Annotated in this window: 14 protein-coding genes; 5 read left to right on the top strand and 9 right to left on the bottom strand. The window is 45.9% G+C overall.

Features of this window, described 5'->3' with window-relative positions:
• Positions 1 to 28: 28 nt before the first annotated feature.
• The 4 genes from LZG72_RS00935 to LZG72_RS00920 all read right to left on the bottom strand — a co-directional run bounded on the left by LZG72_RS00935 (position 29) and on the right by LZG72_RS00920 (position 3,632).
• Complete coding sequence (locus tag LZG72_RS00935; RefSeq protein ID WP_304488632.1) at positions 29 to 1,243, bottom strand: sugar transferase; 1,215 nt, start codon at positions 1,241 to 1,243, stop codon at positions 29 to 31.
• Between the two features lie 12 nt (positions 1,244 to 1,255).
• Positions 1,256 to 1,645, bottom strand: a complete 390-nt coding sequence (locus tag LZG72_RS00930; RefSeq protein WP_233866407.1) for a response regulator transcription factor — start codon at positions 1,643 to 1,645, stop codon at positions 1,256 to 1,258.
• A gap of 387 nt (positions 1,646 to 2,032) precedes the next feature.
• Entirely contained in the window at positions 2,033 to 3,055 is a 1,023-nt protein-coding gene (locus LZG72_RS00925; RefSeq protein ID WP_233866404.1) for a hypothetical protein, read from the bottom strand.
• On the bottom strand, positions 3,042 to 3,632 hold the full coding sequence (locus LZG72_RS00920; RefSeq protein WP_233866401.1) for an RNA polymerase sigma factor: 591 nt from the start codon (positions 3,630 to 3,632) through the stop codon (positions 3,042 to 3,044). The genes LZG72_RS00925 and LZG72_RS00920 overlap by 14 nt, the downstream gene beginning before the upstream one ends.
• Positions 3,633 to 3,772: 140 nt before the next feature.
• Here LZG72_RS00920 and LZG72_RS00915 point away from each other — a divergent pair, with 140 nt between their 5' ends.
• Positions 3,773 to 5,647: a VWA domain-containing protein gene (locus tag LZG72_RS00915; protein WP_233866398.1), complete on the top strand. Its 1,875-nt coding sequence runs from the start codon at positions 3,773 to 3,775 to the stop codon at positions 5,645 to 5,647.
• A gap of 43 nt (positions 5,648 to 5,690) precedes the next feature.
• On the opposite strand, the gene LZG72_RS00910 is transcribed toward LZG72_RS00915, so the two are convergent.
• From LZG72_RS00910 to LZG72_RS00900, 3 genes are all read right to left on the bottom strand, one after another.
• Positions 5,691 to 6,161, bottom strand: a complete 471-nt coding sequence (locus LZG72_RS00910; protein WP_233866395.1) for a hypothetical protein — start codon at positions 6,159 to 6,161, stop codon at positions 5,691 to 5,693.
• 56 nt (positions 6,162 to 6,217) lie between these two features.
• A complete protein-coding gene (gene treY / locus LZG72_RS00905) occupies positions 6,218 to 10,441 on the bottom strand; it encodes a malto-oligosyltrehalose synthase (protein ID WP_233866392.1) in 4,224 nt (1,407 codons plus the stop codon).
• A gap of 67 nt (positions 10,442 to 10,508) precedes the next feature.
• Positions 10,509 to 10,889, bottom strand: a complete 381-nt coding sequence (locus LZG72_RS00900) for a response regulator (protein WP_233866389.1) — start codon at positions 10,887 to 10,889, stop codon at positions 10,509 to 10,511.
• Between the two features lie 193 nt (positions 10,890 to 11,082).
• Between LZG72_RS00900 and LZG72_RS00895 the strand changes: the two genes are divergently transcribed.
• From LZG72_RS00895 to glgB, 4 genes are all read left to right on the top strand, one after another.
• Positions 11,083 to 15,315 carry a hybrid sensor histidine kinase/response regulator gene (locus tag LZG72_RS00895; RefSeq protein WP_233866387.1) on the top strand — a complete coding sequence of 1,411 codons (4,233 nt, stop codon included), beginning with the start codon at positions 11,083 to 11,085 and terminating at the stop codon, positions 15,313 to 15,315.
• A gap of 153 nt (positions 15,316 to 15,468) precedes the next feature.
• A complete protein-coding gene (locus LZG72_RS00890; protein ID WP_233866385.1) occupies positions 15,469 to 17,421 on the top strand; it encodes an alpha-1,4-glucan--maltose-1-phosphate maltosyltransferase in 1,953 nt (650 codons plus the stop codon).
• A gap of 8 nt (positions 17,422 to 17,429) precedes the next feature.
• Entirely contained in the window at positions 17,430 to 20,768 is a 3,339-nt protein-coding gene (gene treS, locus LZG72_RS00885) for a maltose alpha-D-glucosyltransferase (RefSeq protein ID WP_233866383.1), read from the top strand.
• A 9-nt stretch (positions 20,769 to 20,777) separates the two neighbouring features.
• Positions 20,778 to 22,709 (top strand): 1,4-alpha-glucan branching protein GlgB, encoded by a 1,932-nt coding sequence (gene glgB, locus LZG72_RS00880; RefSeq protein WP_233866381.1) that lies wholly within the window; start codon positions 20,778 to 20,780, stop codon positions 22,707 to 22,709.
• Between the two features lie 248 nt (positions 22,710 to 22,957).
• Here the strand turns inward: glgB and LZG72_RS00875 are convergent, their stop codons facing one another.
• Both LZG72_RS00875 and LZG72_RS00870 read right to left on the bottom strand, forming a co-directional pair.
• A complete protein-coding gene (locus tag LZG72_RS00875; RefSeq protein ID WP_233866378.1) occupies positions 22,958 to 23,968 on the bottom strand; it encodes a hypothetical protein in 1,011 nt (336 codons plus the stop codon).
• 65 nt (positions 23,969 to 24,033) lie between these two features.
• A complete protein-coding gene (locus LZG72_RS00870) occupies positions 24,034 to 25,062 on the bottom strand; it encodes a T9SS type A sorting domain-containing protein (RefSeq protein WP_233866375.1) in 1,029 nt (342 codons plus the stop codon).
• Positions 25,063 to 25,099 lie beyond the last annotated feature (37 nt).

Genomic DNA, 25,099 nt, shown 5'->3' with positions numbered 1-25,099 from the left:
TGATTTAAGAGCTGAGGATCAGCGTGCATCAGACATTTTCGGATTGCAGCAGTGCTGGGAATGTTTTCAGAATAATCTGCATATCCATTTTGAATGAAAATTCCTTTGCGTAGGTGATATCAAGCTGCGTCCTTTCTTCTTCTGACATATCCGCCTTTCCCTTTCCGCGTTTGGTGACCTGCCACAAACCGGTCAAGCCAGCCGGACCCGCGAATCTGAAAATTTTGTCATCTGTGGTCATTTTTTCGGCCTCATAAAGAGGTAATGGCCTGTTGCCCACCAGCGACATATCGCCTTTGAGAATGTTGATCAATTGAGGAAGTTCGTCCAGGCTTGAATTTCTGAGGAACTGACCGAACCGGGTAATGCGGGGATCGTTCTGAAACTTCATGAATGCCGCCTTTTGATCCTTCTGGAAGTGATAGAGCTTCTCGCAAATCTCTTTTCCATCGTGGAAAAGCAAGCTTTTGCATTTGTTACCGGCCTGGCATTCTGCACACAAGCCATTGTTTTCGATTTGCTGAACCGGCTCCGTCGTTTTATTATACATGCTCAGCGCCGCCATTTTACGGATCAGCTGGTCGGCATCCGTGCGCATCGTACGGAATTTATACAAATCAAAAATCTTATAGCCGCTCCCTACCCTTCTCGATCTGTAAAAAACAGGTCCTTTTGAGTCAAGGCGAATGAGCAGCGCAACAAGAAGAAAAACCGGGAGCAACAAAAGCACCGCCGTACCGGTGGTAACGACATCTATTGTTCTTTTCCAAAGTGGCGTGCGGTTGGCCTGCGCACCTATTTTCTGAGAAGCTTTATTGGCCACATACCATTGCCTTTTTTTGAAATACTTGATCCTGGTAAGCAGATCGCCTTCATCAAATGTCACCGAAAAAACATCGTCTGCATGCTTTGCACGCGCAGTCTCAACGGATTCACGGGTAAGACGGTCCACCATCAGCACAAAAGGAATGTTCCCGAAACCCGCGGTGCTGCGGATCATATCCAGCAGCTCCAAACCTCCGCTTCCCGCATGGGCGACGATCACGTCGGCGGGGTAATTTTCTTCCAGAGCTTCCAGCACTCCTTCTTTAGATCCAAAGTATTCCACCTGAAGTGAATCCGCGAACTTTTGGGAAAATTGAAGGTAATGGTCAAGATCCTTGTTCAGATAAATGACCCGGAATTGGGCAGCATAGCTTTTTGTCTCAACGGTCGTCGCGGGAGGCGTCATTGTCAGTTCCATTTCGTCGGCTGATTAGGAATATCTTCTGCTTCGGCGCAGGATCGCATTGATCTTTGCGTGAACTTCCATCGGATTAAACGGCTTGACCATAAAATCATCTGCGCCAAGGTTGAGGCACTGAATGCGTTCTGAGCTTTCGTCGGATCCGGAAAGAATGATAATTGGGATTTCAGAATAGAGATTGCTGGCTTTTGCAACCTTCAAAAAGTCTTTTCCGCTAAGATTGGGCATGTGCAAATCCGCAATAATGAGATCTGCCTGGTTTCCTTCTTCCAGCCACAGCATTCCCTCTGAGCCGTCACTCTTTATGATTACATTAAAATCTTTCTTGAGGAAATGTTCCAGGATCTTGGTGATACTGGGCTCATCGTCTATAATCAATAGACTTCTTTTACTATCCATGGGAAGCGTATAAAATATTCAAATATGAGATTTAGGATAAAATCTGCTGGTTGCCTGGTATTGAAGTCTTTCCGATCCGCCCGCAATCCAGTTTAAGCTTAGCAAATTAATTGTAGATTTAGTAATAATACTTACTATAACAAAATCAGCGCTTTAAAAATAAAATTACTGGTCAGAATCAAATGAAACGTCGATCTAAACTTAGTTTCATACCATAAAGTACACATTTAACCCCAAACTAGTAAAAGAAATGGTAATAATGCACAAGTAACCAGTGATAGTAAAATTAAATACTGGAAACTACATCACAAAAAATCCAGAACTTAAATTAGTGATTTTTAGAAATTAATTCTACAAGAAGTAAGTAATGTCTTGATAACAGACTAGTTAGTTCGGAGAACGGAACTCGATTTGGACTTTTACGGGAGCAGTAGCGGGTGCGCCATTACGGAACACAGGTTTCCAGCCGGGACCTTTTTTTACAATTTCAATTGCCTGATCCAGAAGCACTTTCTCCCCATGACCCGTAAATCCGGACAAAGAGCTGTCCGAATTCACGACAAATGAAACGGTCACGTTTCCTTTTGAGAACGAAGATTGCGTGTTTCGGTTGAGGTAGGAACGATAGGATCGCCATCCTATTTGCGGGACGGGCATGGTTCCCCCGGCAGTATCTTTAGAAGCAGCGGGCGCCGCTGCTGCCGTAGGAATGGAAGTACTGTCATTGAGCTTTCTGGCCCTGCTAACGGACTGCTTATCAGCCGCCAGCGGTTCAGAAAAAGCGGCTTGCGGGGCAGAAATAGCAGGCGGCGCTGCCTGAAACGCGGACTGACCCGGTTCGGCGACTGCAAGTGCTTCTTCTACCTCGTCAGCCTCGGCAAGTCTGCTAAAACTCTTACTTTCAGGCAGTTCTTTTACAGGTGCCGCCGCCGGAAAGCTTTTCTTTCCGGGAACATTTGCAGCTATTTGATCCGCATGAATAGAAGGAGCTGGTTTTGCAAGAGGTTGCGTTTCTTCCCCCTTTTCTTCGGCCGGGCGAATTGTCGGAGACTCAGCTTGAATCGCTGCGCTTATTTCTCTGTTATCGATATTTGTATTATCGGTTTTCAAAATCATCCAGGAAACGCCCAGGCCAACGATTACAGATGCCGCTGCGGCGTACGTCCAAAGTGGGATTATCCTTTTGCGCGAGGATGCGACTTTTGCATTTAAACCGATTTTCAATTCTGTACGGATTCTTTCGGCATCCGTAGCGCCCATCGCCAGGAACCCCTCGTACGCTTCCGCCGCCATCGGATCGGCCAGCAGTCGCTTTTCCAGGTCATATTGCTCCCGGAGTGACATTTCTCCTCGCGCATAGCGCCTAAACTCCTCGAAGCCAATAGGTTGATCTGAATCAGTGGTTGCCATTTTTATCCATGCAAATTTTCAAATTCCGCTTTCCGTTCTGGATATAGCTTTTTACTTTGTTAATGTCGAATCCTGTTTCTCCGGAAATCTCTTTATAGCATTTTTCCTGTTTGTAAAACAGCTCAATGGAAATCCGCTGCTCACTTGCCAGCGATTCCATGCATTTCGATAGTGACGTCAACTGCGTATCTAGCACCGTTGCGTCTTCAAATTCCGTGTCGGCAGCTGCCGGCGATTCGCCGTTTTCAATGAATTCACTTACGTCAACGAAAACGTGCCGCGTGCGGATCTGCATCAGGCAATGGTTTCGTACCACGCTGTGCAGCCAGCTTTTGAAGTTTTCAACCTGATGGCTTTTTAAATCCCCAATCAGTTTCTCGAAGATCTGCATCACCGCATCTTTACTTTCATCCTCCTCTTTCAGATACTTCAGACTGATCATGTAAACCATTTCCATGTAAGGTTCATATAAGCTGCCAAGGATCGCCACATCGCCAGTGCGTCGGTATTCCGCCAACCTCTCACCTTCCGAAACGGGTTCCTTTTTCTTATCCTGAAAAACTTTTAAAAACTTCACAAGCGAGCTCTTACAGACGAAATCGCACAACTAACTACCTATTAGATGTGATCCGATCAAAATTCCACAAAAAATCCGGAAAAGTTTATGGAATTTTTGCTGTGTTTGAATCCAGTCAATAAACTAAAACTTTATTGACCATGAAAGGAAAGCTTCTAATACTACTCGCGCTGTTTTTGAGCGCATTTGCCCTCGTCCCAAACCGCACAGTCAAAGGGATTGTTGAAGATATCAATCACGCTCCTTTGGCAAATGTGGTGGTGTCGGTTAAAGGAAGCACAGCCACGACACGAACCGATTTAGCAGGTAAATTCTCGATCCAGGTTCCCGCCTACTCGAAAACCCTGGTTTTCACGCACCCGTCTTACAAAAAGAATGAAATGGAGTTTGGGTCATTAACATTCGTTTATGCAGTGCTCTCGCCATCCGATCGGCCGGAGCCGCTTGTTTTGCAGGAAGAATCTGAGCGCCTGAAGGATTTCGCCCCGGCAAGAAGTGAATCAATGTCTTCATTCGCAAAAGCGACCACTGCACCATTCACAGGCCAGCCAATGACCCTGAGAAGGCCGCAGGCAAATACTGAAAATTACAGCACTATCAAGGAAAACAGTTTCCAGTTTGTTGGGTCTGATCCGGTTACTACCTTTTCGGTTGATGTCGACCGCGCCGCTTACAGCAATGTCAGACGTTTTTTGAATAACGGTCAATTACCTCCCATTGACGCCGTTCGCATTGAAGAAATGATCAATTATTTTGATTATAATTATCCGCAACCAACTGGAAACCAACCTATATCCATCACCAGCGAATACACGGATTCTCCCTGGAACCCCGGACTGAAACTGTTTCACATTGGTTTGCAGGCCAAAACCGTTTCCACCAAAAACCTGCCCGCGTCCAATCTTGTGTTTCTGGTAGACGTTTCGGGTTCGATGATGGAGCAAAATAAGCTTCCACTTTTGAAACAGGCATTTAAGCTGCTTGCGGATCAACTCAGGCCTGAAGATAGAATCTCCATTGTGACTTATGCCGGTGCGGCCGGGCTTATCCTGCCTCCTACCCCTGGAAATGAGAAAATGAAGATCAAGGAAGCATTGGATAACCTGGAAGCTGGCGGCTCGACAGCCGGCGGAGAGGGAATTGAACTGGCTTATGATACGGCTAAGGAAAACTTTCTGCCCAAAGGAAATAACCGGGTGATCCTCGCAACGGACGGCGATTTCAATGTAGGGATTTCAAGTGAAAGTGAGTTACAGCATCTGATAGAAGAAAAACGAAAAGGCGGCATTTTCCTGAGTGTAATGGGTTTTGGAATGGGGAATTATAAAGACAGCCAGATTGAAACATTGGCCGACAAAGGAAATGGCAACTATGCATATATTGACAACATGCAGGAAGCCAGGAAGGTATTTGTGCAGGAATTTGGCGGAACATTGTTCACCATTGCAAAAGATGTGAAAATCCAGATCGAGTTTAACCCTGAACATGTACAAGCTTATCGCTTAATTGGTTATGAAAACCGTGCATTAAGCAATGAGGAATTTAATGACGATAAAAAAGACGCAGGTGATATGGGTTCCGGCCACACTGTGACCGCGCTTTATGAGATCGTGCCCAAGGGAGTAAACAGCAGTTATCTGCGGCAAGCCGACGCATTGAAATATCAAAAAAACACGGCATCCCATTCCGGGAATTCCGATGAAATGCTTACTGTAAAAGTGCGCTACAAAAATCCCGGTAGTGAAAAAAGTGTACTTTTCGATCTGCCTGTCAAAAACTCCTCAGTCGCATTATCTGCCTGCTCCGAAAACCTTCGTTTCGCCTCGGCTGTGGCGGAGTTTGGACTATTGTTGCGGAATTCTGAGTTCAAAGGAAATGCTTCTTACCCAAATTCAGTTGCGAGGGCAAAAGGCGCGTTCGGAAAAGACGAAGAGGGATACCGTTCCGAATTTGTAAGATTAATAAAAACCGCGCAGTCGCTGGATGGTACCAGGCATACGGCGCGGAAGGAATAATTTAAACGAGTGGCCAATCCAAAATAGATTTTGGCCACTCGTTTTATTTCAAAACCTTAAATCTCAAAGCAATACTGGTCATCCTCGGATAATCGTAGGCAGTGCTTTTTGTTTTCATTGTAAATGAATCTTTCAGCACATCTTTTGGATCAATGGTCCAGTCAGTTGGTTTTGGGCCGCTATCTGCGGATCCTACGGTGATGTTCTTTTCATTTGCTACCCATTTCAGGACGAAAGGTTTGGTTTCACCTTTGAAAATACCTGAGAAAGTACCGTCGCTTCTAAGCTCGACTGTCTCCATATACCGCTCGAAATTAACACCACCAAACTGCTGGGTCATCTTACCATCCTTGAATGTGACTGCGTCATTGACAACAATCTCATCGATCTGCCATTTCGAAGCAGCGGTGAGCAATCCCGCTGCTTCCTTAGGGTCACCTGCGGACTGTGTACAGGAATATCCGAGCAGCGCCAGAAAAATCAGCGCAAACGTGTTCATTATTATTCTGGACATGATGAATTGCCTTGATACCATGCAAATATAATGCTTCTGATGAAAGCATAATTCCACTAATCCCGGTTGTACATCATCGTCAAATCTGCCAGAAACGTTTCATGATCTTTCGTAATCTGGCCTGGCAATAACCTCCATGCCCAGTTGTTTTCATTAGAACCCGGCATATTCATTTTCGCAGATTCATCCAGATTAAGCACATCCTGCATCGGCATCATCGCCACCTTAGCTACCGAACCATAAATCAGCCGGGCCATTTCTATATGTGCATTCTCTTCGGTGATTTCCCTGCCGGTATATCTCTCCAATTGTGCCGCTGCACCATCCTGCGCCACCTGCCGGAACCACCCTCTCACGGTATTGTTATCGTGGGTGCCCGTGTAGGCAATGAAATTCGCTGTGTAGTTATGTGGGATGTGATCCGATTGCGGCATGTTTTCATCAAATGCAAATTGCAACACCTTCATTCCGGGCAATCCGAACTTATCTCTCAGCTTATAGACTTCCGGGCTAATTTCTCCCAGATCTTCGGCAATAAAAGGCAGATCGCCCAGAGCGGCCTTGATCTTGTTAAAAAAGTCTTCGTCCGGACCAATCCTCCATTCTCCATTTACCGCAGTTTCTTCCCCGCCAGGGACTTCCCAATAATCTGCAAATGCGCGGAAATGGTCTAGCCTCACCAAATCGAACAACTCGATATTTTTGGCAAGACGGTCGATCCACCATTGATATTCCTGTTGCTTCAGAACCTCCCAGTTAAACACCGGCATTCCCCATAATTGTCCGTCGTCAGAAAACGCATCCGGGGGAACTCCGGCGATACCCGAAATTTTTCCATCCTCATCCACGCAGAACAGTTCTTTGTTTGCCCAAACATCAGCAGAATCGTAGCTTACATAGAAAGGAATGTCCCCCAAAAGCTTGATATCCCGGTTGTTGCAATGCGATTTCAAGCTTTTCCATTGTTTGTCAAAAACAAACTGTTGCCATTTCACGAACTCTACCTGTCCTCCTTCAGAATCCCGGATTTGATGTAATGCATCCGAATCACGTAACCTATATGTTTCCGGCCATTCGTACCAGGGACTGCCGTCGTGTTTTTTCTTCAAAATAATATAGAGTGAAAAGTCGTCGAGCCATTCTGCATTCTTTGTACAAAATGCCTCGAAAGCTTCACGTTCCTCCGCATTCTCCGACTCCTGAAACTGTTGAAATGCTTTTTCAAGAAGTTCCGACTTGGTCTTGTCCGCCAGGTCATAATCCGTTTTATCCGACGCATCCTTCAGATATTCTGCTATGGTTTCGTTTGAAAGCAATCCATCTTCCACCAGCACTTCCGGGCTGATCAGCAATGGGTTCCCCGCCCGGCTCGACAGTGCGCTATATGGAGAATTAGCCTGCGACGGTTCAGTGGGATTGAGCGGTAATATCTGCCAGATGCGTTGATTGCTTTTTTGCAAGAAATCCGCGAATGCAAATGCTTCCGGGCCCATATCGCCGATCCCAAATGGTGAAGCCAGTGACGAAATATGAAGAAGCAAACCCGCTTTTCGTTCGTTGTCCGGCTTTGAACCTTTAAGGATTGCGATTGGAAGACCTTTGAAAATATCCTTAGGCAAAAGCTTGCCAACGTGTTCCTCGGTTTTTCCGGTCAGTACAAATTCCCATTCAGGCGAAAGGTTTTCGGGCAACACCACAGACGTATCATGCCAGTCCAGCTCGAAAAAATCCTTGTTCTGGTCGCGGCACATTTGCGCAGTGTGGAGCGGGACTACAACGATGCAGAATGTCCGCTTTTGTCGTCTTGCAAAAGCCAGCAAATGATCTTTGTATTGTCCCCGAATCTTCAACGGAATGTAATCGCCCTCGGTGAATAACAGCGGATTATCTTTTCGTAAATGGAAGAACTGGTATGTAAGCCATAATTTGATTTGCGCATTTGAGCGCGCCTCCCACAGTTTTTCCAGCAAACGTTCAGGCTCATAGCTCTCAAATTCGGTTAGCCACTGCTCTCTTTTCGCAAAATCGACAGGTCGGCGGTTATCCGGATCCACGAGGCTGAAATCCCACAGCTCACATCCCTGATAGACGTCGGGTACGCCCGGACATGTGAATTTCAACGCGAGTTGCGAGAGTGAATTAATAATCCCAAACTCCGAAATTTCCGCATGAAACTCTTTAAAACTCGACCAGAATGGCGTTTCTGGTTTTAGAAGTTCGGTTGCAAATTCCTTAACCGCCGTTTCGTATGTCTCGTTCGGCTCTGCCCAGGTCGTATTAGTTTTGGCTTCGCGAAGTGCTTTTTGCAAATATTCTTTGAGCCTGGCAGCAAAATTATCTTCATCCTCGCCGGGCATCGGGTATGCACCCGCTATGGTCTGATAGATCAGGTATTCGTCGTTTTTGGTCAGAATGCTATTCTCCGAATGTACACTGGCATTTAGTTCCTGCCACTCTTTTACTTTTTCAATCCAGGCGTCACCCAGGTCTGTCAGTACATTTAACCTGGCACGGACATCTTCGCCTCGCTTGGTATCATGAGTAGACGTCGTACTTAATGCGAATGGCCATTCTTTTTGCCTTTTCCGCATGTAATCGTGAAATGACTTTCCTGTCACGCCGAAACGATCCGGAAAATCTCCCACATCATTGTGGCCGATGAAGCGGTTATTGGTATACATTAAAGTATCCTCCCCACCCTTTGCCATGAGCGGCCCGGAAAACTGCATGCATCGCTGATAAAATTCCAGAACGCGACCGTTATATTCTTCATCGCTTTCCAGCGTTTTCACGAGAAAACAGCTTTCCAGCAGACTGGCTGCATCCGAAAGGTCGGGGTGATAGCTGCGTACTTCTTCAAAAATAGCTGTAATTTCCTCTGACTCGGTTTCCGAAAGCGGCATGCTGTTACCATAATATCGATAAACCGGACAATGGATCAGAAACTCACCGATCGCAGTTTTAAGAGCTTCTTTCCCGAACTGGTTGATTTCGTCCTGCTCTGCAAGCCTGAGCTCCACAAAAAGCTGGTACAGATTCTCCTGCTCACCGCCCATATGTCCATTCAGGATCTCCGATTTTTTGCTTAGCAACTGGTCGTGAATGGATTTATCCTCGCCGGTCAGCTCGTTGTAAAATGCCGTAAACGCAGGTTCGGCAGACTTATTGGTAAAAATATTGTTGACGATAGCCAGAAATTCGTAACCCGTAGCTCCCTGGATCGGCCAGTTTACGGGCATGTCTTCATTCTTTTCAAGAATTTTTTCAGCAACAATATAAGTGTCTCCGCCAACCAGGTTCCGAAGTTTTTCAACATAAGCCTGAGGATCAAAAAGCCCGTCGATGTGATCAATTCTCAGCCCGGTAACAACACCTTCCGCTGTGAATTCCTTCACCAGCTCATGATAGGTATCAAATACCAGATCGTTCTGCATATTGAGGCAGATAAGACCATTGACCGTAAAAAAACGGCGGAAATTGATCTGATCTTCGGTTTTTTGCCAGTGACATAGCACATAACTCTGCTCGTCGGCAACTTGCCTCAACAAGGCGGGATCACTATTGAAATGAGCGAGTATCTGATCCAGATATGCCTTTATCTGGTCGTTTTTGGCCAATGAAGCCAGCTGCATCAGAAATTCGCTCCATTGCTGCGAGAACACGTTCGGATCTTCCACCTCATGGATCTCATGCAGTTGTGAAATCAACTGATCAACCGATTGCGGCTGGCCTTCCGGATCGTGCGTGAGCAAAGTCAGGTACGATCTGAGATTTAATGGAAAAACCGAACCTTCGTACTCCATTATGAACCGGTTGTCGGAGTAACCGAGCTGTAAATGCCCCTCCTGGATCGCTTCATCCAGATCGCTCGTAAGAAACGGTACCATGATCCTGCCTTTGAAAAGCCGGCTATTCCAGGCGATATCGAAAAACGAAGCATATTGCGACTGAGTACCTTTTTCGAGCACATCCATCAACCAGGGATTTTCAGAATGAAATGCCATGTGATTGGGGACAATGTCCTGCAACCAGCCAATTTGCATCTTCTGTAATTCCCCCGTTATGCTTTTGAATTCCTCTATTGTTCCCAGCTCAGGGTCAATGCGACCGGGATTCACCCCATCGTACCCATGCGTGCTGCCGGGTGTGGATTCCAAAATCGGTGAGGCGTATATCGTCCCTACCCCCAATTTTTGGAAGTATGGCATCCATTTCCGGAAGTCTTTGAACGAAAATTCTTGATTGAACTGCAGGCGGTATGTTGTAACAGGATTATTCATATTCGAGTATAAGTGATTTAATTTTCTGCACTCTAAATACTATGCCAGCCCGCAGCTATGAAGTCTATCAATCTTTTTCTAAAAGTGTCCTGAGTACGGGAATGTCGAGAGGTTTGGATAAAAGGGTGACGATATGCGGATTGGCAGCAGCTTCCGCAATATCCCAAGGGTCGACGGTGGAAGAGATCATGAAGATCCTGATCCTGCTCCTGACTTGTTCCGGGATCCGTGCAAACTGTTCCATAAACTGAAAACCATTGAGTTCCGGCATCTGGATGTCGAGTAAGACAATCGTTTCAGGCATTGTTTCGTGTTGAGCAAATAAATAGTCCAGTGCCTCCTGGGGCGCACCGAAACTAATCACTTTGGAAGCCAGCCCACTCTTCGAAAGCAGCTTTTCCTGTGTGAATAGATCAAATACGCTATCATCAACGATTATAAATTCCATAGACCCTGGAACGATCTGAGTTGTTAGTAAGCTAATGGACGAACGCATTGTAATTTTAATATAAAAAAATAGTTTTTTTTTATACATTTAAAACACATCCGTAGAACTACTTGGATATTGATGAGCTAATGTCTGATTATTATTTCCAAAATAAGAAAATGATGCCTAATACTTTATTCAGATACTGCACAAAATGAAAGTATCTTTATTATCCGGTCTGTTCCTATTCCTTTCTCTTTTAAATTCTCGGGCCCAGGAAATACACCGTCCATTTCGCCACCTCACTACCAACCAGGGACTTTCGCAAAACAACGTATCCAGCATCGTGATGGACCGCCGAGGCTTCATGTGGTTCGGGACCCGCGATGGCCTCAATCGTTACGATGGATATAATTTTACCGTTTACCGAAACGACCCGCAAAATCCGCACAGCATTGCGCACAGCGTCATTAATACGCTTTTTGAAGATCGGAAAGGGAGGCTCTGGATCGGAACGGAAGATGGCGGCCTGAGCTTATACGACCGTCAGAAAGACCGGTTCACCAACTTTCAGCACGACAAGCAAAACCCGTCCAGTATCAGCGACAACAAGATCATGTCGATTGCGGAAGACGGTAATGGGAATCTGTGGATCGCCACAGGCAGCGGGTTGAACTTTTTTGATCTATCCAAAAAAACCTTTAAACGCTACATGCATGATGCCGGTAATGCGGAAAGTTTGAGCGACGATTTCGTCAAAACCGTGCTGGTCGATCGCTCAGGCACCGTTTGGGCCGGGACTCAAACCGGTGGCATCAATAAATTGGACGGCTCACGCGGGACATTCCGCCAGTATCTGCACAATCCGGGCGACCCAAATTCACTAAGCAAAAATGAAGTCAACCGGATTTACGAAGATATGCCTGGAAATCTCTGGGTCGCCACCGAGAATGGAGGTTTGAACCGGATGGACCGTGCCGCAGGAACATTTACTACTTACCGTTACCAGTCATCGAACCCGGATGGGATTTCGCATAACGACATCATTTCGTTCGCGGAAGACAAAAAGGGAAAGTTATGGATCGGCACGCGGAATGGCGGCATTAATATTCTCGAAAAGGATGGCCGCTTTACCAAATATCTTTTTGACAGGAATAATAAGGATGGTCTCAACAATGGTTCGATTTACGCGCTTTTTTGTGATAAAACGGGTAACATGTGGGTAGGTACTTTCAGCGGCGGAGTGAATGTGATGGCTCACGAGCCACTGAAATTTGAAAAATACCAAAGTATCCCTGGCAGGTCGGAAGGCATAAGTAATGACAACATCCTGTCCATTGCCGAAGGTCCGAACGGGAAAATGTGGCTTGGAACAGACGGCGGAGGCATTAACGTCTGGGACCGAAAAACCGGTAAGTTTGAGATTTTCGCTCATCAACCCGATCAGCCTCAGAGTTTACCGAGTAACTACATTACAGCTCTCGTCCGGGACATTGATGGAAAAATGTGGATCGGAAATTACAAAGGCGGCCTGAGCATGTTCGATCCGAAAACAAAAAGTTTTCACAACCTCAGTAAGCTCTACCCCGGGGAAGCCACAATCCGGGATAACATTTACAGCATTGCCGATGATCGCCGCGGATCGCTGTGGATCGGCGGCTCGGGAGGGTTGCTGCGATTTGACAAGGCCGCCAATACTTTCACGCGCTTTAAACATGATCCTGCTGACCCAAAAAGCATTAGCAGCGACATTATCGTTTCGGCTTTTGTGGATAAAAGCGGTACGATATGGGCAGGAAGTGAAGGTGACGGCATTAATAGGTTTAACCCAAACGAAAAATCATTTCTCCATTTCGTCCACGATCAGCATAATGAAAAGACGATCAGCAACAACCTGGTCAACTGTTTCTTTGAAGATTCAAAAGGGAATTTCTGGGTGGGTACCAGCGGCGGGCTGAATCTGCTAGACCGGGCGACCAGTACATTTACGCGTTACCGGCAGAAAGACGGGCTTCCCAACGATGTGATCTGGGGAATGAGTGAGGATTCCAAGGGTACCCTGTGGATCAGCACCAACAATGGGTTATGCAATTTTGATCCTATCGCAAACACCTTTCATAATTTCGATATAGACGACGGTTTACAAGGGACGTCGTTCAACAAATTTTCGGCCTATAAAAATAAGGCTGGTGAAATGTTCTTCGGCGGACAAACCGGCCTGAATGTGTTTCATCCCGACAGCATTCATTACAATCACGCCGTCCCGCCCGTTTACATCACCGATTTTCAGATTTTCAATAAATCCATGCATGTGCACGATAAAGGTTCGCCTTTGACCAAACACATTACGGAGACCAGGGAAATCACCGTTTCGTACAAAGATCTGATGCTGTCTTTCGAGTTTACGGCGCTCAATTACACAATTTCCCACAAAAATAAATATGCGTACAAGCTGGAAGGTTTCGACAGTGACTGGATTTATTCAAACAATGTAAGAAAAGCCACCTATACCAATCTAGATCCGGGGAACTACACATTCCGGGTGAAAGCTTCTAACAACGACGGCATCTGGAATGAGGTGGGTACGTCCATTTTGCTGCATGTGGTGCCGCCGTTCTGGCAAACCTGGTGGTTTCGAATTTTGCTGTTCCTAACCGTCGTTGGGATCATATATCTGATTTATCAGGCACGTGTGAGAGAAATTAAGCGGCAAAAGGAGGTTTTACAAAATCAGGTTTTTGAAAGGACTAAAGAGGTAGTGGAAAAAACCCATGCACTAGAATCACAGGCTTCGCATTTGCATCAGCTGAATGACGAGCTGCAAAGAAAGCACATTGAAGAGCAGCAGGCACGTCACGAAGCCGAAAAAGCGAATCAGGCAAAAAGTGTGTTCCTGGCGACGATGAGCCACGAAATCCGTACACCGATGAATGGCATCCTGGGTATGGCAATGCTACTTTCACAAACTGATATGACGGAAGATCAGGCGGAATATACCGAGACGATCATTGGCTGCGGAGACGGGCTGCTCACCGTGATCAACGATATTCTGGACTTCTCCAAGATTGAGTCCGGGAATATGGAACTGGAACGAAAGCCGTTTGACCTGCACGAATGCATTGAGGAAGTTTTGGGAATATTTTCAAATAAAGCGGCTGACCTGGGGCTGGACCTGGTTTATCAGATCGATCCCGAAATACCTTCCCGGATCATCGGCGATAATCTCCGGCTCCGCCAGATCCTGATCAATCTGGTCAACAATGCGGTGAAGTTTACCCATGAAGGTGAAATACTGGTGAGTGTGGAATGCAACCACAGAGATAATGAAGGTGAAATCGAGCTGACCTTTCAGGTACAGGATACCGGCATCGGTATTGCCCGCGACAAGCTTGATCTGCTCTTTAAAGCATTTTCCCAGGTCGATTCTTCACATACACGAAAATACGGCGGCACGGGTCTTGGCCTGGTTATCAGTCAGCGCCTGGTGGAGCTAATGGGCGGAAGGATTTACGCGGAAAGTGAGGAAGGAAAAGGGACGAGTTTCTACTTCACGGTTATCTCGAAAGCCAGCGATGACACCACGGGAAACTCCACAAAACTTAACGGTACCGAATTCGAAGGGAAAACGGTACTTGTTGTCGACGACAATAAAACCAACCTCCGGATCATCGAAACCCAGCTGAAATACTGGAAGCTGGTACCAATGCTTGCAACCTCGGGCACCCAAGCGCTTGAACTCCTGAAAAAGAAACCGGCTATCGACCTGATGCTGACAGATCTGAACATGCCTGAAATGAATGGGGTCGAGCTGGCCAGACAGGTTAAATCAATATTGCCGGACCTTTCCATTGTTCTGCTGAGCTCCGTGGGCGATGAAGCCCGAAAAGCCAATCCAGGCCTTTTTTGTTCGGTGCTAACCAAACCTGTTAAACATCAAAAGCTCGGTGATGTGATCAGAAAAGAACTTTCCAGGCATACAGTAACGGTAGAACCCAAAGCTGTCAGTGGAAAAAATTTATTATCCACGTATTTTGCGGAAGAGTTTCCATTAAATATTCTCATCGCCGAAGACAACCTGATCAATGAAAAACTGCTGGTTTCACTTCTGGCGAAACTCGGATATTCGGCACGCGTAGCTCACAATGGCAGAGAGGCGGTTGCGCTGGCCGGTCAGGAAATGTTTGACATTATATTCATGGATGTTCAGATGCCCGTGATGGATGGCCTGGAAGCCACCGGGTTAATCCGAAAATTTCCGGGACGACAACCTTTCATTATTGCCGTCACCGCCAATGCAATGCCAGAAGACCGTGACATCTGCCTGAGGGCTGGAATGGATGATTATGTTTCAAAACCGATTCGTTATGAGGATATCAAAACTGCTCTCAGCAGTGCTTTCGCCTTGAAACAGGCTGTTTCGGCAGTAAATCTTCAAAGCTTGCTTTAAATTTACAATTGGCAGTACTTCAATTCATTAACCTTCAAACCTGGCTATGCGTTTATTCATTAAAACGCCCGTTATCCTGACTAAACCAATCGTTCCGGCATGATTTTGATTGTATAGATCCATTCAACAAATGGAAACTAAACAATAGGGTCGATGAGTGTTACGGATGGCAGAAAACGTGTGGTTATTACCAACGTTACCCCACAAGTTGAAGCAGGAAGGTTCCCTGCAAGACGTGCAATCGGCGAAAGTGTGCATTTTTCAGCCGATATCTTTGGAGACGGTCACGACGTTGTCGCAGCTGCGGTTGTTTACAAGCACAAATCGGATACGCTTTGGGAGGAAATCCCGATGCACCTGGTGATCAACGACCGGTGGGAAGCTATGTGGCGGCCCGGGAAAATGGGTTTTTACGAATACCGCTTTACCGGCTGGATCGACCATTTTACAACCTGGAAAAACGGGCTGGTCAAGAAATTGAATGCGAATCAGGATATATCCGTTGAAATCCTCATCGGCGTAGAAATACTCGAAGAAGCATCCGCATTAGCGAATGCAGAAGCCGATTTCAGCTCCTGGATCGGACAATTTAAAACATCTCAAAATCCCGAAAATGCTGTGAACCTCGCCATTAGTGACGAGCTCGCCGAGGCTATGTCCAAAATACGGTATACCGACAGGATTACTGTTTACGACCAGACATTCAATTTGGAGATTGAGCGCAAAAAAGCAGGTTTTAGTGCCTGGTACGAGCTTTTCCCAAGATCAGCATCTGCTTTTCCTGACAGCCACGGTACATTCAGAGACGTGATCAACCTGTTGCCCAATGTGGCTAAAATGGGTTTTGATACATTATATTTCCCCCCGGTCCATCCCATTGGTGAATTAAAAAGAAAAGGAAAAAACAATTCCCTGACTCCCTCAGAAACCGATCCGGGATCTCCCTGGGCAATCGGTAACCGGCTGGGCGGGCACAAAGCAGTCCATCCCGAACTGGGTACTATCGAAGATTTCAGTGAGCTGGTGAGCGAGGCGAAAAAGCTGGATATCGAAATCGCAATGGATATAGCGTACCAATGCGCACCGGACCATCCTTATGTGAAGGACCATCCGCAATGGTTTAAATGGCGGCCTGATGGGACTGTCCAGTATGCGGAGAACCCGCCGAAGAGGTATGAGGATATTTTACCCTTTGATTTTGAAACACATGACTGGCAAAATCTTTGGAACGAGCTGAAAAGTGTTCTCGAATTCTGGATTGATAAAGGAGTCCGTGTTTTCCGGATCGATAATCCGCACACTAAAGCATTTGGTTTTTGGGAATGGGTGATTGCTGAGATCAGAAAGAAAAATCCTGAAACCATTTTCCTGGCTGAGGCATTTACCCGGCCGCGTGTGATGGAGCGTTTGGCAAAAGTCGGTTTTAATCAATCCTACACCTATTTTACCTGGCGCACCAGCAAATGGGAGATCGAGAAATATTTGCGTGAACTCACTGAAACCGACCAGCAATACTATTTCCGCCCGAATTTCTGGCCCAACACGCCTGACATTCTACCCCACCATTTAGCAGAAGGCGGAGAAAATGCGCATATCGCCCGCTTCATTCTCGCAGCAACGCTTTCCTCGAATTATGGCTTGTATGGTCCGGTTTACGAATATGGCGTCAACACGCCGCATCCGGGGAAAGAAGAATATACCGATAATGAGAAATATGAAATCAAGCAATGGGACTGGCAACGATATAGCAGGACCCGGGAGATCATTACGCGGGTAAACCGCATTCGCAAAGAAAACACTGCCTTGCAAACGACCTGGAACGTTGATTTCACAGAAACCAACAATGACATGGTTATCTGCTATACCAAGACGGATGAGGAGACGGGTAATGCATTGATCATCGCTGTGAACCTGGACAACTGGAATACCCAGGGGGCGCACATCAAGGTCCCGATCCATAAGTTCGGAATTTACAGTAATCAGACTTATGTGGTCCGTGATATGCTCAGTGGAGAAAAATACTACTGGCAAGGCGAGTACAACTATGTCCAGATGAACCCATACGAAATGCCTGCACACATTTTAAAAATTGAAACACTCAACTGAAATTAGTTATGGAATTTAGAAAAGGATCTGTTGAAAAAAATCTGCATTGGTATAAGGATGCAATCATTTACGAACTTCATATTAAGGCATTTAAGGACGGAAACTGTGACGGGATCGGCGATTTCAAAGGTTTAATGGAGCAGCTGGACTATCTGCAGGATCTGGGTGTGACGGCGATCTGGCTTTTGCCGTTTTACCCCTCTCCCCTGCGTGACGATGGTTACGATATTGCGGACTACTACTCCATTAATCCGTCCTATGGGGATTTAAATGAGTTTAAACAATTCCTTAAAGAAGCGCACAAACGCGGATTGAAAGTAATTACTGAGCTGGTCATCAACCATACCTCCGATCAGCATCCCTGGTTTCAGCGTGCACGGAAAGCACCGAAAGGGTCCGACCATCGGAACTTCTATGTTTGGACCGACGATCCAAAGCAGTTCAAAGACGCGCGCATCATTTTTCAGGATTACGAGAAATCAAACTGGACCTGGGATAGTGAGGCCGACCAGTATTACTGGCACCGGTTTTTTCACCACCAGCCCGATCTGAATTATGATAGTCCGCTGGTTCAGGAGGAAATTTTGAAAATCCTGAATTTCTGGTGCAAAATGGGTGTAGACGGTTTCCGGCTTGATGCTGTACCGTACTTGTTCGAACGCGACGGCACCAACTGCGAAAATCTTCCTGAAACACACGCCTACCTGAAAAAATTGCGGAAGTACGTCGATGAGCGGTATCCGGGAACTCTGCTACTGGCGGAGGCCAATATGTGGCCGGAAGATTCCGCTGCCTACTTTGGCGATGGCGACGAATGTCAGATGAACTACCATTTCCCGATCATGCCGCGGATGTTTATGTCTTTGCAAATGGAAGACAGATATCCACTCACCGACATTTTTGACCAGACTCCCGCGATCCCGGAGAATTGTCAGTGGGGTATTTTCCTGCGTAACCACGACGAGCTGACGCTCGAAATGGTGACAGACGAGGAGCGGGACTATATGTACAAAGTATATGTAAAAGATCCGAAGGCGAGGATCAATCTGGGTATCAGGCACCGGCTCGCCCCACTGCTTGAAAACAACAGAAAAAAAATAGAATTGCTCAATTCGCTGCTATTCACTTTTCCGGGAACGCCTATTATTTATTACGGAGACGAGATCGGAATGGGTGATAATTTCTACCTCGGCGACCGCGACGGGGTGAGAACTCCCATGCAATGGAGCCCGGACCGTAATGCTGGATTTTCTCAAAGCAACCCGCAGCGTCTCTACCTACCATTGATCCTCGATCCGCAGTATCATTACGAATCCATTAACGTCGAATTGCAATCGCGGAATTCGTCGTCCCTTTTATGGTGGATGAAAAAGGCTATCAGCACCCGCAAAAAATACAAAGCTTTTGGTCGCGGCGACATTCATTTCCTGAACTCGGAAAATTCGAAAGTTCTATCATTTACAAGAACTTATGAAGACGAAACAATGCTGGTAATTGCGAACTTATCTCGTTTTCCCCAGCCTTTGGAACTTGATCTGGATCAATATAAAGGATTCCAGCCGGTCGAGATTTATAGCAAAAACAAATTTCCATCCATCAAGGATAGCACCCCCTACTTTTTCACGCTTGAAGCGTATGCGTGTCAATGTTTTGTGTTACAAAAAACCCATCCCGAAATTGGCGAAACCGCTGAGCTTCCATTGATAACCCTGGATAAATGGCCCGACCTGCTTCAACCGGAAATATTGGAGCAGCTGGAAAACGACTTTCTGCCAAATTACCTGATGAAAATGCGCTGGTTTGGTGGAAAAGGGAAAGGTTTAGATAGTATCAAGATCATTTCCCATGCATCGATTCCATTAGGTAATAACCCACCATGCTACCTTTTGCTGCTGGAAGCATTCTATCAGAACGATCTTCCCGAGATGTACCAGCTCCCGGTTGCATTCGGAAAGGAACCGTTTTCATACAAAGTAAAAGAGAACTGCCCACAGGCTGTGATCGCCCGTATTCAGGTTGAGGGAGAGGAAGAAGGTGTATTGTTTGACGCCATTTACGGTCTCGAATTGCAGCAGGCGCTTATTGAAAACATTGCGCAAAATGCGAAGGTGCCCGCAAAAGACAGCGAGATCCAGTTCTCAGGTAATGCAGATGTGCAGGCACATGTCCGTGAAACCGAGAAGATCAAGCCGCGCGTACTTTCGGGTGAACAGAGCAACACTTCCATTACCTACGACGGTAAGTATTTTTTCAAGCTTTACCGGAAGGTGGACCGGGCAATTAACCCGGATATGGAAATTACGCATTTCCTTACCCATAATGCTAAGTTCCCCAACATTCCCGCATTTGTAGGGGCTGTGGAATGGAAGTATAAAAACGACTCCATGGTGCTGGGTATGATGCAGGAAATGGTCAATAACAGTACCGATGCCTGGGCAAATATGCTGGACCGCCTCGACAGCTTCAATGAGAAAATCCTTCTGAGTTCGGACATAGAACTTCCGCAGGAGCTACACGGGACTTTAACAGAACCTGTTGGTTATGAAGACATTCCGGACGTACTGAAAGATCTTTTGGATGTACCGGTTGCTGAACAAGTTGCATTGTTGGGCGTCAGAACTGCCGAAATGCACCTGGCATTGGCATCGGGAACCGATACGCCGGATTTCAAACCGGAAGAATTTTCGCTGCACTATCAAAGGTCGGTTTACTCATCACTGCAGTCACTTGTTCGCGTTGCTTTCCAAAGCCTGAACCGGAATATTAAAAAGTTGACCCCGGAAATCAAGACAGAGGCGGATGAAGTGTTGGCGATGAAAGATGAAATTCTGACTGAACTTAAAAAGATTTACAGCCATAAAATTGACACTTCCAAAATCCGTATCCATGGTGATTACCATTTGGGTCAGGTTTTATTTACGGGTAAAGATTTTGTCATTCTGGATTTTGAGGGCGAGCCGGCCAGAAGTTATAGCGAGCGACGTCTGAAGCGTTCCGCACTGCGCGACGTGGCTGGTATGCTGCGGTCTTTCCATTATGCAGCCTATGGCAGCCTTTATCTCGACAACCAGATCCGGAAGGAAGATATCGGCAAACTGCTTCCATATGTAGAACAATGGTATCATTACATGAGTGGTTTCTTCATGAAAGCATATCTTGAAACCATCAAGGATAATCCGATCATTCCGCAGAAAAAAGAAGACCTGAATATTTTGCTGCAGACATTCCTTTTGCAGAAAGCGGTGTACGAGCTAAACTACGAAGTCAATAACAGACCGTCGTGGGTGACTGTACCGCTGCGAGGCATTAAGTCTATCCTGAAAAAAAATGAAACTGTTAACGTATAAAAACCGATTATGACAGAGGTCCAAAACAATGCCGTATCGCTGCTTACTGAGTTTGACGTTAACCTTTTCAGGTCCGGCACACACCATCATGTATATAATAAACTTGGTTCTCACATTACCGAACTGAACGGCCAAAAGGGGACTTCGTTCGCAGTTTGGGCCCCAAATGCAAATGAGGTTTCTGTGGTTGGGAATTTTAATGGCTGGGATAGAAGCGCTAACCCAATGCAGCCTAGAGCCGACCATTCCGGAATATGGGAAGGATTTGTCCCCGCCATTGGTAACGGAGAATATTACAAATATTTTGTTAAAACAGGTAGTGGCTATGAGGTTGAGAAAGGAGATCCCTATGCATTTCATTGGGAAACTCCACCGCACACTGCTACGGTTGTCTGGGACCTGAATTATGAATGGAATGATGCCGAGTGGCTCGAATCGAGGAAGAAATCACCTCCATTAAGCAAGCCAATTTCGATTTATGAAATGCATATCGGCTCCTGGCGCAGGAAGCACGAGGAGGAAGATCGATTCCTGACCTATCGGGAGCTTGCTTTGGAGTTACCGGAATATTGCAAATACATGGGCTTCACCCATATTGAGTTTATGCCTGTCATGGAACATCCGTTCTACGGTTCGTGGGGCTATCAGCTGACGGGTTATTTTGCGCCTTCAAGCCGTTTTGGTACGCCACAGGACTTTATGTTTCTGATTGATGCTCTACATCAGGCGGGCATCGGGGTTATATTGGATTGGGTACCGTCTCATTTCCCTACCGACGAACATGGGTTGGGTTATTTTGATGGAACACATTTGTATGAACACGCAGATCCCAGACAGGGTTTTCACCCGGACTGGAAAAGCTTCATCTTTAATTTTGGAAGAAATGAGGTTAAATCGTTTTTGATTTCTAATGCGATTTACTGGCTGGACAAATTCCACATTGATGCATTGCGCGTGGATGGAGTGGCATCTATGCTTTATCTGGACTATTCCCGAAATGAGGGTGAATGGATTCCAAACCAATACGGAGGCAGGGAAAATCTGGAAGCGGTTGCCTTTTTAAAGGAATTCAACAGCACAGTACACCTTTATTTTCCCGACGTGTTTACCGTGGCCGAAGAATCCACGGCCTGGCCGGGTGTAACGCAGCCCATCGCTAATGGCGGTCTAGGTTTTGATATGAAATGGATGATGGGCTGGATGCACGACACACTTTCGTATTTCCAGAAAGAACCGGTTTACCGTTCGTATCATCAGGGGCAGCTAGCATTTAGCATGCATTATGCCTATTCAGAAAAATTCACACTGCCACTTTCTCACGATGAGGTGGTGTATGGTAAGAATTCACTGATCAATAAAATGCCTGGGGATAGCTGGCAGCAGTTTGCCAATCTTCGCTTGCTTTATGGGTACATGTACGGGCATCCGGGAGCCAAGTTGCTTTTTATGGGAGCCGATTTTGCTCAAAGACACGAGTGGCGCCACGATTTCAGTCTGGACTGGGACGAAAACCTAAATCCCGCTCACCGGGGAATTCAGAACATATTGAGGGATTTAAATGTACTATATCAAAGCGAGCCGGCACTTTATGAGAGAAATTTCTCGCCGGAAGGTTTCCAGTGGATTGATAATCAAGATGCAATAAACAGCGTTTTTAGCTGGATACGAAAAGGGAATCGTGAGGAAGACCATCTGATTTTCATAGGAAATTTCACGGAAGTTGTAAGAAACAACTATCGGATAGGTGTCCCGAAACCAGGGTATTACAAGGAGATTTTCAATACTGACAATTTGAAATACGGTGGCTCCGATCTGGTTTCTCGGGATACTATGGAAAGCTACCCTATTCCGAAGCATGGTTTGGGCCATTCAATTCCGATGACGTTGCCGCCGCTGGGGTTGATCGTTTTGAAGTTTGAGTCGGGATTCGATTGGTTGTGACATTTGATCGTTGCGGCACGGTAGTTAAGCTGTAAACGGCGTTTATTGATGGGGGGCTAATGTAGGAGAATGCTTTACGATCGAAGGATACCGACAAGAACCAGACAGATCATCAATAGTATCAATATTAGTTTTCTCATTTTCGTGAGGAGTGATTGTTAACGGGAATAAATACTTACTCAGCAACAATGCCGAACAACTGACTATTTAATATAGTCTGGCTGTTCGGCATTTCTCGTGTCTGATAACTAGTTGGTAGACAGACTAGTTAATGCGGTATTGTTCTGACTTTTTATTTCACCTCCCGAATTCGACAAAACTGTGGTTGTCAAATTTTGAGTAAGCCCAGCTCCGGCAACCGCCTTTCGCTTGACATTGAAACCAATGGTAGCTTTCCCATTTGCAGCAATCGGTGCATTCGATGTCGCAGTTATGAATTGTGCCGTCTCGGTAAAGGTCCAATTCCCATTTTCGTTCTGCTTATCCCCGAAAACTTTGGATATACCATGATGATTTGAATACGTAATGGTAAAGCCGTTAATCTTTGTTATCCGGAAGCTGATACTCTGATTGGTTTTCCCATTATTAATCTCGTATATGTTCACGAGAAAATCTCTATCCTTTTCCGGGCCAAAGTTTAAACCCTCGATAACCATGTTTGGTGACAAATCGGGACAACGGCTGATAGCAGCATCGTCAATATCGAGGTTGACAAATCCACCCGAACTCCCAGTACCTGAAAAGGTAAGTTTTGCCGAAGTCGCTGTTGGCGTGAATTTGAGGTACTTCGTAATCCATTTGCTGGTATTCTCATTGGGCACAAATGTAGTTGTTTCACTCTCCGTTGCGCCCGCTGATAATTGCAAAGTGGCCGTTTCGCCATATTCTTTTCCTCCGGAATACTCCGTTCTGGATGCCATCACACTGTATTTCAAGTAAAACGTCTGCCCCGGTGTTAAGCCCGTTATCGTGGTACTCGAAGTGTTGGTAACGTTAACAGAATTATAGGAACTGAGAAATGTGTTGTAGCCGGAAGGCGGGGTTCCCTGTAAAGCGGGAACCCACGGCGCATCTGACTCTCCTCCCCAGTGATTGCTATTGGATATACTCGGGAACAAATTAGATGCGCTCCCATCCATGGACCAGCCGATCGGCAGGCAATACTTACAAACCGCGCCGGACGTCCTGCTTACGCTTTGCGCACTCGCCTGTTGAAGGCAAAAACCGGCTATTACTAGTATATATAGTGTTTTCAACATACGTTACTGAGAAGTAAAATAACTGTCTGATTTCACTGCACCTGACAAACTGAAAATTAGGTACGTCATTTGCCAATGACAATCTTATGATCACTTTCTGATCCATTCTTTTGGACAATGCGAACGGTATAAACTCCGCCTCTCAGCTTATTGATATCGATGGTAGATTCCAGTTTCTCACCCGATTTATACACCGATTTTCCGTTTGAATCTGTCAGATCAATGGAGACAATCTTCTCCCATTCAGCAGTTTTAATTTTAATCTGGTTAGACGCGGGATTAGGATAAACGACGACCGGCTCGATCTCAAAATTGACGTTACGGATGCTACTATACGTACTACTGCCGTCTCTGTCGATCATGTGCAAACGATAAAGGTTTTCTCCATTCAGTGGATCTTTGTCTGTTGCGGAATACAGATTAAGCTCTTTACTATCGCCATGTGAGGCAACCGTCTCGAATGTTTTCCAATTTTTACCATCTGAACTTCTTTGGACATCGAAATGATCGCTGTTCGTCTCTTCGGTAGTCGACCAGTTCAAAAGCGCAGTCTTTCCCTCAGCAACGGCATTAAAGGCTTTAAGGGTTACTGGTAAATTCAGCATGACCGTAATGACTGCCGTCCCATTATCATTTCCTATATTGTTTCCTTCAGTCTGTGGCCCCTCAAAACCCAATGTAGCTGTTGTGGTTCCGCCTCCCTCTGTACTATTACCTCTTATTTGTATATGAAAAATAAAGCACTCCCCATTGGGTATCGGATTAACGTTTATTAGGCGAATGTTATGATTGTCTGGATCATTCGTCATGACCATAATCGCGAAATTGGTAAGTGGACTACCATCCTCATTTACAGCACCCAAAATGTCAAGATTGTCCGGAAAACTGACCAAAGGCGTCAATCTGTTTGCATCTGCTGGAATGTTCTCCGTATCCTCGTTGCAAATGGCCACTTCGAGAACGCTGTTTGTGTGATTCAAGGGACTTCCGGGTATTGGAAAAATGTTAATACTTACATCCTGGGCAACTGTGAACTGCGGCATCGCAGAGGCTGCCAGGAAGAATAAGCCAAGTAGAGTTTTATTCGCTTTCATATGTGTTTTGTTTATTAGTTAATAATTGAGAGTTAAT

Origin of the sequence: Dyadobacter sp. CY323, from assembly GCF_021390245.1 — a bacterium.
Taxonomy (GTDB): Bacteria; Bacteroidota; Bacteroidia; order Cytophagales; family Spirosomataceae; genus Dyadobacter.
Note: the sequence above shows the minus strand (reverse complement) of the source record. Positions and strands in the feature narration are given on the sequence as shown.

Coding starts and splice junctions, on each gene's coding strand:
- LZG72_RS00935 (WP_304488632.1), bottom strand. CDS start 1,243: ATGGAACTGACAATGACGCCTCCCGCGACGACCGTTGAGACAAAAAGC.
- LZG72_RS00930 (WP_233866407.1), bottom strand. CDS start 1,645: ATGGATAGTAAAAGAAGTCTATTGATTATAGACGATGAGCCCAGTATC.
- LZG72_RS00925 (WP_233866404.1), bottom strand. CDS start 3,055: ATGGCAACCACTGATTCAGATCAACCTATTGGCTTCGAGGAGTTTAGG.
- LZG72_RS00915 (WP_233866398.1), top strand. CDS start 3,773: ATGAAAGGAAAGCTTCTAATACTACTCGCGCTGTTTTTGAGCGCATTT.
- LZG72_RS00910 (WP_233866395.1), bottom strand. CDS start 6,161: ATGTCCAGAATAATAATGAACACGTTTGCGCTGATTTTTCTGGCGCTG.
- treY (WP_233866392.1), bottom strand. CDS start 10,441: ATGAATAATCCTGTTACAACATACCGCCTGCAGTTCAATCAAGAATTT.
- LZG72_RS00900 (WP_233866389.1), bottom strand. CDS start 10,889: ATGGAATTTATAATCGTTGATGATAGCGTATTTGATCTATTCACACAG.
- LZG72_RS00895 (WP_233866387.1), top strand. CDS start 11,083: ATGAAAGTATCTTTATTATCCGGTCTGTTCCTATTCCTTTCTCTTTTA.
- LZG72_RS00890 (WP_233866385.1), top strand. CDS start 15,469: ATGAGTGTTACGGATGGCAGAAAACGTGTGGTTATTACCAACGTTACC.
- treS (WP_233866383.1), top strand. CDS start 17,430: ATGGAATTTAGAAAAGGATCTGTTGAAAAAAATCTGCATTGGTATAAG.
- glgB (WP_233866381.1), top strand. CDS start 20,778: ATGACAGAGGTCCAAAACAATGCCGTATCGCTGCTTACTGAGTTTGAC.
- LZG72_RS00875 (WP_233866378.1), bottom strand. CDS start 23,968: ATGTTGAAAACACTATATATACTAGTAATAGCCGGTTTTTGCCTTCAA.
- LZG72_RS00870 (WP_233866375.1), bottom strand. CDS start 25,062: ATGAAAGCGAATAAAACTCTACTTGGCTTATTCTTCCTGGCAGCCTCT.